Annotated in this window: 9 protein-coding genes; 5 read left to right on the top strand and 4 right to left on the bottom strand. The window is 67.3% G+C overall.

Going from position 1 to position 13442, the window contains the following annotated elements; all coding sequences use genetic code 11:
* The first annotated feature begins 2 nt into the window (after positions 1–2).
* From DXK93_RS22350 to DXK93_RS22330, 5 genes are all read left to right on the top strand, one after another.
* Positions 3–776, top strand: coding sequence for a hypothetical protein (locus tag DXK93_RS22350; protein WP_119451143.1), 774 nt, complete (start codon positions 3–5; stop codon positions 774–776).
* A 373-nt stretch (positions 777–1149) separates the two neighbouring features.
* The gene (locus DXK93_RS22345; protein ID WP_233564588.1) at positions 1150–1674 is read left to right on the top strand and encodes an N-acetylmuramoyl-L-alanine amidase; all 525 of its coding nucleotides are present in this window, start codon (positions 1150–1152) and stop codon (positions 1672–1674) included.
* A gap of 104 nt (positions 1675–1778) precedes the next feature.
* Positions 1779–2945 (top strand): efflux RND transporter periplasmic adaptor subunit, encoded by a 1167-nt coding sequence (locus DXK93_RS22340; RefSeq protein WP_119451141.1) that lies wholly within the window; start codon positions 1779–1781, stop codon positions 2943–2945.
* Positions 2942–6022, top strand: coding sequence for a multidrug efflux RND transporter permease subunit (locus tag DXK93_RS22335; protein ID WP_119451140.1), 3081 nt, complete (start codon positions 2942–2944; stop codon positions 6020–6022). The genes DXK93_RS22340 and DXK93_RS22335 overlap by 4 nt, the downstream gene beginning before the upstream one ends.
* Positions 6019–9108 (top strand): efflux RND transporter permease subunit, encoded by a 3090-nt coding sequence (locus tag DXK93_RS22330; RefSeq protein ID WP_119451139.1) that lies wholly within the window; start codon positions 6019–6021, stop codon positions 9106–9108. The genes DXK93_RS22335 and DXK93_RS22330 overlap by 4 nt, the downstream gene beginning before the upstream one ends.
* Before the next feature lie 21 nt (positions 9109–9129).
* Here DXK93_RS22330 and DXK93_RS22325 read toward each other — a convergent pair whose 3' ends face one another.
* The 4 genes from DXK93_RS22325 to DXK93_RS22310 all read right to left on the bottom strand — a co-directional run bounded on the left by DXK93_RS22325 (position 9130) and on the right by DXK93_RS22310 (position 13357).
* Entirely contained in the window at positions 9130–10110 is a 981-nt protein-coding gene (locus DXK93_RS22325) for a tripartite tricarboxylate transporter substrate binding protein (protein WP_233564587.1), read from the bottom strand.
* 33 nt (positions 10111–10143) lie between these two features.
* Positions 10144–11130 carry a tripartite tricarboxylate transporter substrate binding protein gene (locus DXK93_RS22320; RefSeq protein ID WP_054454785.1) on the bottom strand — a complete coding sequence of 329 codons (987 nt, stop codon included), beginning with the start codon at positions 11128–11130 and terminating at the stop codon, positions 10144–10146.
* A 2-nt stretch (positions 11131–11132) separates the two neighbouring features.
* Entirely contained in the window at positions 11133–12329 is a 1197-nt protein-coding gene (locus DXK93_RS22315; RefSeq protein ID WP_119451138.1) for a CaiB/BaiF CoA-transferase family protein, read from the bottom strand.
* Positions 12330–12418: 89 nt separating this feature from the next.
* On the bottom strand, positions 12419–13357 hold the full coding sequence (locus DXK93_RS22310; protein ID WP_119451137.1) for a hydroxymethylglutaryl-CoA lyase: 939 nt from the start codon (positions 13355–13357) through the stop codon (positions 12419–12421).
* Between the last annotated feature and the right edge of the window lie 85 nt (positions 13358–13442).

Below are 13442 nucleotides of genomic sequence, written 5' to 3'. Positions count from 1 at the left end.
TCTTGTCGAACAAACTCGGAGCCCGCCATTTCCTCGCGGCGACGGCTGACGCCATGCGCCAGCAGGGTCGCGCCATGCTGGCCGCGGCCCCCTGGTCGCTGGCGCTATTCATCCTGTCGCTGCCTTTCGCCTTGCTGATCACCAACCTGTTTCCGTACGGGAATGGGCTGTTCATGGCGCTGGCGCTGATCAACCTGATTGCGTTGGCGCGCATGACCTGCGCCTGGCATCGCGTCGTCCAGCCGGCGGACTTGACGGGCGTCGGCGCCACCCGCGGCAGCGCGGCGCAGGCTCGTCATCTGGCGTTGCTCTGCGCGCTCGTCATTGCAGGCACTGCGATGGCCCGCGCCACCGGGGACCTGCCCTATGTGATCTACATGGTGCTGGCGGGATCGAATGACGCCGTGTTCTGGAGCGCCTTGTGCGCCGCGCTGGCGCTGATCTGGGTGCCCACGCTGTACGCGCTGGCAATGTATGGACTGAGCCTGCCGCGCGCGGCGGTAGCCGGCGAGTACCGTTTCCACGCCGCGCGCGCCGCCATGCCGTACAAGCCCTGGCCGCTGATGCTGGCGCTGCTCATGTTGATCGCGGCGGCCGGCCATGCCGGCTACATCCTGGGCATGCTCGCGTACGGCTACCCGGACGTTGGACTGGCGCGGGCAGCGATGAGCGCACTGCTCTGCGTCCCGCTCGTGTTTGTGGTGGCAACGATGTATGCGGTTGCCTATCGCGATTCCTGCGAACCGGCTGCGCGGACACTCTCCAGCCGTTCTTGAGCCCGAGCGCAGGCCGTCCAACGAGGCGTGAAGCACGTCTTTTGCTCCCATGCCCTAGTCCAGATCCGACGATCGCGGATACTCGATTTGGAGTATTGCCCGGCCACGCCAGAACTGCAAAAGTCGCTGACAGCGGTTCCCGGGCCACCGCGACGTCGATCATGATGCCGCAGGCCCCTCCCCCAAGTACTTATGAGCACGAGGAATCAGGAGGTGTCGCCATGGACCCCAAGAGTTTTCACTCCTGCTTCCAGCGGACAAGCGCCCGTCATTCAGCCCGCTGAACGAGGAGGTACACCCCGACTTCCCCTGGCTGACCGCGAATCGCGCTCGGTCGCGCGGAGCGGACGTCTTCGCGGTCATCGACACGATCGTGATCCACGCCACGGCGGGTTATGCCACGCAGCACGCCATTGACAACTGGAAAGTCAGAAAGGCGAGCGCCCACTGGATCGTCCCGGATGAAGACGAGCCGCAGCATGGCCACTTCGTCTGGTCCGTGGTCGCCGAAGCCAAGGCGGCATTCCATGTCGGGGACGTCAACTACGCGCCGCATCTGGGCCAGGGTCCGAACGTCAACAACCGCAGCCTGGGGATCGAGATCGTCAACACCCAGGATGTCCAGAATTACAAGGACCCCTATTCGGCTTGGCAAATCGAAGCGACGGCCCGGATCATTACCTATGCCTGGAGCAAGTATCCGAACCTGAAGCATGTCATTTCGCATGCCAAGCTGGACCCGGGCCGCCGGTCGGACCCGGGAATCAACTTTCCCTGGCCCAAGCTGGAGAATCTGGTGTTGTCCCATACTGCGGTAGCGCAACGGAACCCGCTTGTGTTTGCCGCCTATGCCGGCGCGCCGCGAGCCGATTATCCGGGGAACTGCTGCGGGCCCTGATCGCGAAGCCGCTCGAAGCTGACATTTCACTGACTTAAAAACGCGAATAGTTTTTATTCATATAGAATCCGGACTGTCCGTAACCCCATAGCCTGGCAGTCCCGATGTCCCTGCCCCTTTCCACGGGCCCTCATTTCCCACGCAAACGCCTGGTCCTGATCGCCGCCGCGCTGGTCATATTGGCTGCCCTGGCGCTCTGGTACGTCGGGTCCAAGGGCACACCCGCCGCGCGTCCGCCCGAGTATGGCCAGATCCCTGTCGCCGTCGCGGTCGAGGCTGCCAGCGCCGGTCCGCTGCAGCGCGACCTGCACGCGCTTGGCACCATCACGCCCCTGGCGCAGGTGACCCTGCGCAGCCAGGTCGACGGCGAACTGCTGAAGCTGCATTTCACTGAAGGCCAGGCCGTGACGCGCGGCCAGTTGCTGGCGGAGATCGATGCGCGTCCCTACCTTGCGGCGCTGGCCGCGGCCGAAGGCGAACTGGCGCGCACCCAGGCGCTGCTGGAGAACGCCGAGGCCGATCTGCAGCGCTACCGCAAGCTGGCGCGCCAGGAAGCGGTGTCGGGTCAGCAATTGGATACCGCCGAAGCCCAGGTGCGCGCCTATGCGGCCCAGCGGCTACGCAACCAGGCCCAGGTGGCCGACGCGCAGCGCCTGCTGGACCACACCCGTATCGTTGCGCCCCACGACGGCCGCATCGGGCTGCGCCGCATCGACGCCGGCAATCACGTGCGCGCGGCCGACGCCGACGGCCTGACCACGCTGGTCCAGACCCGGCCGATCTCGGCGCTCTTCAGCATTTCCGAAACGCGCCTGGACATCCTGCGCCAGGCCCAGGCGCGCGACGCCGCGCTGCGGGTCCAGGCCTGGGACGCGGACGACCGCCGCCTTCTGGCCGAAGGCACTTTGGAGGCACTGGACAACCGCATCCAGGCCGCCAGCGGCACCGTCCGGCTACGCGCGCGCTTTGCCAACGCCGACGAATCGCTGTTTCCGAACCAGTTCGTGAACATCCGGCTGGCGGTAGTACAGCAGGACAACGTCATTTCCATTCCCACGGCCGCGGTGCAGTACGGCTCCGAGGGCGCCTTCGTGTTCGTGATCGGCGAGGACACGCGTGCCACGCGCCGCGTGCTGGAGCTGGGCCCGGCCAACGCCGGCCGCATCGTGGTGCAGGCCGGCCTGGCCGAAGGCGAACGCGTGGTGGTCGAAGGCGTGGACCGCCTGCACGACGGCCGCGACGTGCAAATTGTCGAATCGCAGAAATCATGAGCCTGTCGCGCCCCTTCATCCTGCGCCCCGTCGCCACGTCCTTCCTGATGATCGCCCTGCTGCTGTCGGGCATCCTGGCGTGGCGCATGTTGCCCGTGGCGGCGCTGCCGCAGGTGGATTACCCCATCATCCAGGTGACCACGCAGTACCCCGGCGCCAGTCCGAATGTGACGGCGCGCACCGTCACCGCGCCGCTGGAACGGCGCTTCGGGCAGATACCGGGCCTGAAGCAGATGTCCTCCACCAGCGGCAGCGGCATCTCGGTGATCACGCTGCAATTCGCGTTGGACGTGTCGCTGGGCGTGGCCGAGCAGGAAGTCCAGGCGGCCATCAGCGCCAGCGGCGCGCTGCTGCCCAATGACCTGCCGACGCCGCCCGTGTACCGCAAGGTCAACCCGGCCGACGTGCCTATCCTGACGCTGGCGGTCACGTCGGATTCCCTGCCCTTGCCCCAGGTCTACGACCTGGTCGACACCCGCATGACGCAGCGCCTGTCGCAGTTGTCCGGCGTGGGCATGGTCAGCCTGGCGGGCGGCCAGCGGCCGGCGGTGCGGGTGCAGGTCAATCCCATGGCGCTGGCCGCGCGCGGCCTGCAGCTGGCCGACGTGCAGGAAGCCATCAGCAAGGCCAATTCGAACCAGCCCAAGGGCAGCTTCGACGGGCCGGTGCGCTCGGTCATCATGGACGCCAACGACCAGCTGCAAAGCGCCGAGGAATACCGCGAACTGATCGTGGCCTGGCGCAACGGCGCGCCGGTGCGGCTGGGCCAGGTCGCCACGGTCGAAGACGGGGCGGAAGACCGCTATCTGGCCGCCTGGGTCGACAAGCAGCCGGCCGTGTTGGTCAACATCCAGCGCCAGCCGGGCGCCAACGTCATCGCCGTGGCCGACCAGGTCAAGGCGCTGCTGCCGCAACTGACGGCCAGCCTGCCCGCCGCCGCGCAGGTCCGCGTGCTGACGGACCGCACCGAGAGCATCCGCGCATCGGTGCGCGGCGTGCAATGGGAACTGGCCTTCGCCGTGGGCCTGGTGGTGCTGGTGACGTTCCTGTTCCTGCGCAACCTGCCCGCCACGCTGATCCCCAGCCTGGCGGTCCCCTTGTCGCTGATCGGCACCTTCGGCTTCATGCATCTGGCGGGCTTCTCCACCAACAACCTGACGCTGATGGCCCTGACGATAGGCGCGGGCTTCGTGGTGGACGACGCCATCGTGATGCTGGAAAACATTGCGCGCTACCGCGAGCAAGGCCACAGCCCCATGTCGGCCGCGCTCAAGGGCGCCGGCCAGATCGGCTTCACGCTGGTGTCCCTGACGCTGTCGCTGATCGCCGTGCTGATTCCGCTGCTGTTCATGGAAGACGTGGTGGGCCGTCTGTTCCGCGAGTTCGCTGTGACGCTGGCGGTCGCCATCCTGATATCGCTGGCGGTGTCGCTGACGCTGACGCCGATGATGTGCGCGCGGCTGCTGCCCGCGCACGAAGCGACGCGCCCGGGGCTGCTGGACCGCATCCAGGCCGGCTACGCCCGTTGGCTGGACCTGACCTTGCGCCATCAACGGCTGACGCTGGCCGTGATGCTGGCGACGGTGGCGCTGACCGGGCTGCTGTACCTGGCCGTACCCAAGGGCTTCTTCCCGACCCAGGACGGCGGCACGCTGCAAGGGGTCACGCAATCGTCCCAGAGCACCTCGTTCGACGCCATGTCGCGGCGCCAGCAGGCGGTGGCCGAGACACTGCTGGCCGACCCCGACGTGGCCAGCCTGTCGTCCTTCATCGGCATCGACGGCATGAACACCACCTTGAATACCGGCCGCTTTCTGATCAACCTGAAACCCTGGTCGGACCGCAGCGCGCCGCTGGCGGACATCATGGCGCGGCTGGATGCGCGCGCCCGCGAGGTCCAGGGCATCTCGCTCTATCTGCAGCCGGTGCAGGAACTCAATATCGAGGACCGCGTGAGCCGCGGCCAGTACCAGTTCACGCTGACCTCCCCCGACAGCGCGCTGTTGGCGCGCTGGACCCATGCCCTGGCCGAACGCCTGGCGCAGTCGCCCGCGCTGGCCGACGTTTCCACCGACCTGCAAGGCGACGGCCGCCAGGCCTACCTGCAGGTCTCTCGCGACGCCGCCGCCCGCCTGGGCGTGACGATGGACGACGTGGCGCAGACCCTCTACAACGCCTTTGGGCAGCGCCAGGTGGCCACCCTGTTCACGCAGTCCAACCAGTACCGGGTCGTGCTGGAAGTGGACCGCAAGCTGGCGCTGAACCCGGACGCGCTGGAACGCATCCATCTGCAGACCGAGGACGGCCAGGCGATCCCGCTGTCGGCGCTGGCCACCGTCAGCGAACGCGCGGCGCCGCTGGCCGTGAACCACTTGTCGCAGTTCCCCGCGGTCAATCTGTCCTTCAACCTGCCCGCCGGCGGCTCCCTGGGGGAGGCCATCGCAGCCATCGAATCGGCGCGGCAGGAGATCGGCATGCCGGTCAGCGTGGAGCTGCGCTTGCAGGGGGCTGCCGCGGCCTTCCAGGCCTCGCTGTCGAACACGCTGTGGCTGATGCTGGCCGCGGTGGTCACCATGTACCTGGTGCTGGGCATGCTGTATGAAAGCGCCATCCACCCGGTGACCATCCTGTCCACCCTGCCCTCGGCCGCGGTGGGCGCCTTCCTGGCGCTGCTGCTTACCGGGCGTCCGCTGGACCTGATCGCCGTCATCGGCATCATCCTGCTGATCGGGCTGGTGAAGAAGAACGGCATCATGATGGTGGACTTTGCCCTGGAGGCAGAACGCTCGCGCGGCCTGGCGCCGCAGGCCGCCATCCGCGAAGCCGCGCTGCTGCGCCTGCGTCCCATTCTGATGACGACGCTGGCCGCGCTGTTCGGCGCGCTGCCGCTGATGCTGGCTACGGGCTCGGGCGCGGAACTGCGCCAGCCGCTGGGCTGGGTCATGGTGGGCGGGCTGCTGGTCAGCCAGGTGCTGACCCTGTTCACCACGCCCGCCGTGTACCTGTTCTTCCACCGCCTGGGCCAGCGCCGCGGCGCCGCAGCCGCCAAACCCGGGGTTGAAGGCCCCGCGCCATGATCCGCGCCTTGCTGCACCGCCCGACCGCCTGCATCTTCCTGGCGATCGCGCTGACCCTGCTGGGTGCGGTCGCATGGCGGCTGCTGCCGGTCGCGCCCTTGCCCCAGGTCGACTTTCCCACCATCGAGGTGCGCGCCGAACTGCCGGGCGCCAGTCCCGAAAGCATGGCCAGCACCGTGGCCGCGCCGCTGGAGCGCGCGCTGGGCAGCATCGCCGGCGTCAGCGCCATGACTTCGTCCAGCAACCAGGGCGCGACCCGCGTACAGCTGCAGTTCGATCTGGATCGCGACATCAACGAGGCCGCGCGCGACGTGCAGGCGGCCATCAACGCGGCCCGCGCCGAGTTGCCCGCCGGCATGCCCGGCAATCCCAGCTATCGCAAGGTCAACCCGTCCCAGGCGCCGATCATGGCACTGGCGCTCAGTTCGCCCACCCGTCCCGCGGGCGAACTCTACGACCTGGGCTCGACCGTGCTGGCGCAGAAGATTTCGCAGATCAACGGCGTGGGCGAAGTAACCATGGGCGGCAGCTCCCTGCCCGCGGTGCGCGTACAGGTCAATTCCAACGCCCTGGCCCACTATGGCGTGGCGCTGGATGAAGTGCGCCAGGCCATCGCCGACGCCGCGCCCATGCGGCCGCAAGGCCAGTTGGATTCCGCCAGCCGGCGCTGGGAAGTCGGTACGCCCGAACAACCCCGCGCCGCGGGGGACTACGAAAGCCTGATCGTGCGCCACCAGGACGGCGCCGTGATCCGGCTGTCGCAGATCGCACGCGTCAGCGATTCCGTCGAAAACCGCTACAGCAGCGGCTTTCACAACCGCAACCCGGCCGTGGTCCTGACAATCAGCCGCCAGCCCGGTTCGAACATCATCGAAACCATAGGCGCCATCAACCAGGCCCTGCCCGGCCTGCGCGCGCTGATGCCGGCCGACGTGGACCTGACCGTGGCGCTGGACCGCTCGCCTGGCATCAACGCCACCTTGCGCGAAGCGCACATCACGCTGGGGCTGGCCACCGCGCTGGTGATCCTGGTGGTGTGGGCGTTCCTGGGCAATGCACGCGCGGCGGCCATCCCCAGCGTGGCGATTCCGGTGTGCCTGATCGCCACCTTCGCCGTCATGTACCTGTGGGGCTTTTCGCTGAACAATCTGTCGCTGATGGCGCTGATCGTCGCGGCCGGCCTGGTGGTGGACGATGCCATCGTGGTGCTGGAGAACATCTCGCGCCATATCGAGCGCGGCCTCTCGCCGCGCAAGGCCGCGCTGCGCGGCGTGCGCGAAGTAGGCTTCACGCTGGTGGCCATGACCGTGGCGCTGAGCGTGGTTTTCGTCTCCATCCTGTTCATGGGCGGCCTGGTCGAGCGGCTGTTCCGCGAGTTCTCCATCACCCTGGTCGCCGCCACCGTCATCTCGCTGGTGGTCTCGGTCGCCATCATCCCCAGCCTGTGCGCCCGCTGGCTCAGGCCCGCCGTTCCCGCCGCGCACATGGCGAACGCGCGTCCATCGCGCATGCAGGCGATCTTCGAACGCCTGCATGCCTGGTACGGCAACACCCTGTGGCGGGTGCTGGGCCATGCCCGCCTGACGCTATTGCTGCTGGCCGGCGTGGTGGGGCTGAATGTCTACCTGTACGTGCAGGCGCCCAAGGGCTTCCTGCCGGTGCAGGACACCGGCCAGTTGGTGGGCTTCGTGCGCGGCGACGACGGCTTCTCGTTCCAGGTCATGCAGCCCAAGATCGACCAGTACCGCCAACTGGTGCTCAAGCATCCGGCGGTGCAGGACGTCATCGGCTACAACGGCGGCAGCCTGGGCATCAGCAATTCCCTGTTCCTGATCCGCCTGAAGCCCGCCGCCGAACGCCAGGAATCGTCGACCGAGGTCATCAACTGGCTGCGCACCAATGCGCCGGCAGTGCCGGGCGGCATGTTCTTCCTGAACGTGGACCAGGACCTGCGCATGCCCGGCGGGTTCGGTAATTCGGGCGACCATGAACTGGCCATCATGGCCAGCGACGTGCCGGCGCTGCGGCAATGGTCGCGCAAGATCTCCAAGGCCATGCAGGAGATCCCCGAACTGCGCGACGTCGACGCGGAAGGCGACGGCGCCACCCAGCAGGTCGTGATCGACATAGACCGCGCCGCCGCGCAGCGCCTGGGCGTGGACATGGGCACCATCAGCAGCGTGCTCAGCAACTCGTTCAGCCAGCGCCAGGTCGCCACGCTGTACGACGCCATGAACCAGTACCGCGTGGTGCTGGAGCTGGACCCGCGCTACACCGAGGACCCCGAGGTGCTGGAGCAGGTGCAGGTGGTCGCCGCCGACGGCACGCGCGTGCCGCTGACGGCCTTCGCCACCTATGACTACGGCCTGGTGAACGACCGCGTGTTCCATGATGGCCTGTTCGCCGCCGTGGGCGTGGGCTTTTCACTGGCCGAGGGCGTATCGCTGCAACAGGCCCTGGCCGCCATCGACAAGACCATGGCCGAGCTGATGGTGCCCTCGTACATCCAGACCCGCCTGGGCGGCGATGCGCGCAACTTCCAGCAAAGCCTTCAGGACCAGCCCTGGCTGATCCTGGCGGTGCTGGTCGCGATCTACCTGGTGCTGGGCATCCTGTACGAAAGCCCGCTGCATCCGCTCACCATCCTGTCGACCTTGCCGTCCGCCGGCGTGGGCGCGCTGCTGGCGCTGCGCCTGGCCGGCATCGAATTCACGCTGATCGCGCTCTTGGGACTGTTCCTGCTGGTGGGCATCGTCATGAAGAACGCCATCCTGATGATCGACTTCGCGCTCAGTCTGGAACGGCGCGAAGGGCTCACGCCGGAACAGGCCATCCACCGCGCCGCCATGCTGCGGCTGCGACCCATCGTCATGACCAACCTGGCGGGGCTGCTGGGCGTCCTGCCCCTGGTGCTGGGTATGGGCGAAGGCTCCGAGCTGCGCCGCCCGCTGGGCATCGCCATCGTCGGCGGGCTGATGATCAGCCAGTTCTTGACGCTGTACACCACGCCGATCGTGTATCTGGCGCTGGAGAGGCTGCGGTTGAAGTGGAAGGCTGGCCGGCTGCGTCCTGGCCCCGAGGCCTGACGCAGGGCCCAGCCTGCAGGGTCAGTCCGGGAGTATTCCCGCCGCCTTGATGACCTGCGCCCATTTGCGCTGCTCAGCCCGCTGGAAGTCCGCCAGTTCGCCCGGCGTGCCGCCTGCCGGAATCGCGCCCAGTTCAGCCAGGCGCTGCTTCACCGCCGCGTCGCCCAGGGCCTGGTTGATGGCCAGGGACAACTTTTGCTGCACCGCCTGCGGCGTGCCTGCCGGCGCATACATCGCAAACCAGGACGACGCTTCGAAATCCGGCGCGCCCAAGGCCTCGGCCATGGTTGGCACTTCTGGATAGTCCGGCAGCCGCTGCGCTGTCGTGACAGCCAGCATGCGCAGTTTGCCGGCCTTCACGAAAGGCGTGCTGGTCAGCAGCGTATCGAACATGACCTGGACCTGACCCGCCACCAGATCGGTCACTGCCGGGCTTGAGCCCTTGTAGGGAATGTGGGTCATGGAGGTGCCGGTCTTGTACTTGAAATACTCCGGCACCAGATGGGAAGAGCCGCCATTCCCCGCCGAGCCGTAGTTCACGCGATCTGGGTGGGCTTTCAGGTAGTCCACGAGCTCGCCCACGGTCTGCGCCGGCATCTGTTGCGGGTTGATCACGACTGCGATGGGCACCGTAAGGACCAGCGCCAGGGGCGTGAAGTCCTTGTTCGCATCGTAGGGAATGTCGGGATAGAGCCCCGGATTGATCGCCATGGTGCCGATGCTGGCCATCATCAGCGTGTATCCGTCCGGCTTGCTGCGGGCGACGTCGCCTGCGCCGATGAAGCCATGCGCGCCGGCCTTGTTCTCGATGACGAAAGGCGTGCCCAAGCGGTCGGAGAGCGCCTTGCCGACCACGCGCGCGGCGATATCGGTCGGACCGCCTGCGGGAAACGGTACGACCAGACGGATGGAACGTTCGGGCCATTGCGACCCGGTACTGCCCAGCGCGGGCTGTGCCACGACAGCGCAGGCAAGCGCGGCAATTCCTAAAAGATGCTTCACGGATTTGTCTCCTGGTATGGTCTGCGGCGCGCGTCAGGCGGCGGTCTGGATGCCGGCTTCGCGTATCAGGCGCGCCCACTTCTTCTGTTCTTCCTGGATGTAGCGCTGCGCGGCCTCCGGAGATCCGCCCATGGCCGTACTGCCCTCAGCGGTGAACATGGCAACTGTGGCCGGATCCGCCAGCACCTTCTCCACTACCGCATTGACGGCCCGGACCACCTCGGGCGGGGTGCCGGCCGGCGCGACCAGCGCCTTCCAGTCCAGCGCCTCGAAGCCCTCGTAGCCGGACTCGGCCACGGTGGGCACATCGGGCAGGATCTCCAGCCGCGCGCGCGAGCTGACGGCCAACGGCCGCAGCACCTTGCCCTTGAGCATTTCCTGCGCGGCCTGCGGCGTGGCGAACATGTAGTCGGTATTGCCGCCCAACAAGTCGTTGAGCGCAGGCGCCGCGCCGCGATAAGGCACGTTAAGCACTTGGAACTTGCCCTGATAGGCGAGCAGTTCACCCGCCAGATGGCCCACCGTGCCGGAACCCGCCAGCGCCTGCTTGATGGCGCCAGGCTCGGCCCGCGCGTCCTTGATCAAGTCGGCCAAGGTTTGCCAACGTGCGTTGGCCTTGACCACCAGCACGACCGGCAGCGATGCGATCAGGGAGACCGCCGCGAAGTCCTTTTCCGCGTCGAAGGGAATCTGCGGCATCAGGGCGGGATTGATGGCCAGGTTGGCGGTCTGGCCCAGGCCCAGCATGTAGCCGTCCGGCTTGGCCTTGGCGACGAAATCCATGCCGATGTTGCCGCCCGCCCCGGGACGGTTCTCCACCACCACCGACCAGCCGGCCAGCGCAGTGACCTTGGCCGCGATGGCGCGCGCCACTGAATCCGTGCCGCCGCCCGGCGTATAGGGAACGATAAGGCGCACAGGCCGCCCGTTCGGATAGGCGGCTGCGGTCTGGGCGCGCAGCGGCAAGGCCGCAGCGCACATCGCCGCGCCCAGGAAAGCGCGGCGGGATAGCGTGATCATGATTAGTCTCCTTGTGTGATTTGCCTTGCTTTCAAGGCTGCGATTTCGTCGTCGCGATAGCCGACGCCGCGCAGCAGCGCGTCGGTGTGTTCGCCCACCGCAGGCGGCTGCAGGCGTATTCCGGGCTGGGCGCCGCCCAGCGTGAAGGGCGCGAGCGGCGCCAGGGACTCGCGCCCGTCCTCCAGGGTGATGGGCGCGAGGCCGCCGGTAGCCGCCAGATGCGGATCGTCGAACAGTTGCTCAGGCCGCGTGATCGGCGCGAAGGGCAACCCTTCATGCTCGAACACCGCCGCCAACTCGGCCGCGCTGCGGTCCGCCAAGTGCGAGCGCAGCTGCGGCATCAGCCAGTCGCGCGCCTGCACGCGGTCGTTGTTGCTGGCCAGGCGCGGATCGGCCAGCAGCTCGGCCAAGCCGAAGGCGCGACAGAAGATGCCCCATTGCTTGTCGCTGACCACGGCCAGGAAGATCTGTTCGCCGCCCTTGACGGTGAACACGTCATAGATGGCCCAGGCCGAGATGCGGCCGGGCATGGGCGCGGCAGCGCGTCCGGTGACGGCGTACTGCATCATGTGCTGCCCCACCAGGAAGACGTTGTTCTCGAACAGCGAGGCCTGCACTTCCGTGCCCTCTCCCGTCTGCTCGCGCTGCGCCAGGGCCGCCATGGCGCCGATGGCGCCGAACATGCCGCCCATGATGTCGTTGACGCTGGCGCCCGCACGCAGCGGATCGCCGGGACGCCCCGTCATATAGGCCAGACCGCCCATCATCTGCACGACTTCATCCAGCGCCGTCCGGTGTTCGTAGGGTCCGGGCAGGAAGCCCTTGTGGCTCACGTAGATCAGGCGGGGATTGCGTTGCTTGAGCGTGGCGTAGTCCAGGCCCAGCTTCTGCATGACGCCGGCCTTGAAGTTCTCGCTCACGATGTCGGCCGAGTCGATCAGGCGCAACGCGGCCTCTATGCCCTCGGGCTGCTTCAGGTCCAGGGCGATGCTCTTCTTGTTGCGGTTGAACATGGGGAAGAAGCCCGCGCCCGAACCCAGCAGCCGGCGCGTGCTGTCGCCGCCTACCGGTTCGACCTTGATGACTTCGGCACCAAGGTCCGCCAGCAGCATGCCGCAGGTAGGACCCATGACCATGTGGGTGAATTCGACGACGCGGATGTTTTCATACGGAAGGCGCGGATGGGCGTGGCTGGACATGGGTGTGGATCTTCTGCAAGTAAGGGCCATTACGGCAAAGGCCGGCCTGGCCGCGTGTATCTAGGTCGTAGGCCTGCGGGAATGGCCGATCAGGCCCGCTGGACGAATCCCTTGGGCAAGCCGGCGTCGGGGGTCATGCCATACAACGGCTCGCCGGGCAGGCCGGCCGCCAGCGGCGCGCGTGCGGCAAGGATTCCATCCAGGTCAATGCCGGTGCGCACGCCCATGGCCTCGAACATGAAGACCAGGTCTTCGGTGACGACGTTGCCGGACGCGCCCGGCGCATAGGGGCATCCGCCCAGGCCGCCCAGCGAACTGTCGAAGGTGCGCACGCCTTCCTCCCAGGCAGCCAGGCAGTTGGCCAGGCCCAGGCCACGCGTGTTGTGCATGTGGGCGGCGCCCGCCTTCTCGCCGATTTCCGCGCGCAGACGGCGGAACAGCCGCCGCACTTGCGCGGGATTGGCATAGCCGACGGTGTCCGACAGCCCCGATTCGTCGGCGCCCGCAGCCACGCATAGCGCCGCCAGGCGGATGACCTCGTCTTCGGGCACCACGCCCTGCAAGGTGCAGCCGAAGGCCGTTGAAATGCCGGCCTCCAGCTTGACCGCGGGAGCCAGTTCATCACGCAGCCTTGCGATCGCCCGGACCTCCTCCACCATTTCCTTGGGCGTCTTGCGCACATTGGCCAGCGAATGCTCACGGCTGGCGGAGACCGGCATCGTCAGCTTGTGGACGCCGGCCCGCAACGCCGCCTCGGCGCCGCGCAGGTTGGGCACCAGCGCCATGACGGTAAGCGCCGGATGGCGCGCCGCATGCCGCACCACCTCGGCAGCATCCGCCATCTGCGGCAGCAGGCGCGCCGGCACGAAGGAAGCCACTTCGATTTCGCGCACGCCAGCCGCGACCAGCGCGTCGATCCAGCGCAGCTTGTCGGCGGTGGGCATGGTCGCCTTGACCGACTGCAAGCCATCGCGCGGACCGACCTCGCTGATCAGGACGTCGGGTTTGCGGTCGTTGGGCTGGGCCATGGTTTTGATATCTCCAATATTCTATCTAATAGAACCACGTTTCTTTAGATAGAATTATTGGATTCACCGACCGTAGCTGTCAAGC

Source organism: Achromobacter sp. K91, from assembly GCF_003576205.1.
Classification (GTDB): Bacteria; Pseudomonadota; Gammaproteobacteria; order Burkholderiales; family Burkholderiaceae_B; genus Achromobacter; species Achromobacter aegrifaciens.
Note: the sequence above shows the minus strand (reverse complement) of the source record. Positions and strands in the feature narration are given on the sequence as shown.

Coding starts and splice junctions, on each gene's coding strand:
- DXK93_RS22340 (WP_119451141.1), top strand. CDS start 1,779: ATGTCCCTGCCCCTTTCCACGGGCCCTCATTTCCCACGCAAACGCCTG.
- DXK93_RS22335 (WP_119451140.1), top strand. CDS start 2,942: ATGAGCCTGTCGCGCCCCTTCATCCTGCGCCCCGTCGCCACGTCCTTC.
- DXK93_RS22330 (WP_119451139.1), top strand. CDS start 6,019: ATGATCCGCGCCTTGCTGCACCGCCCGACCGCCTGCATCTTCCTGGCG.
- DXK93_RS22320 (WP_054454785.1), bottom strand. CDS start 11,130: ATGATCACGCTATCCCGCCGCGCTTTCCTGGGCGCGGCGATGTGCGCT.
- DXK93_RS22315 (WP_119451138.1), bottom strand. CDS start 12,329: ATGTCCAGCCACGCCCATCCGCGCCTTCCGTATGAAAACATCCGCGTC.
- DXK93_RS22310 (WP_119451137.1), bottom strand. CDS start 13,357: ATGGCCCAGCCCAACGACCGCAAACCCGACGTCCTGATCAGCGAGGTC.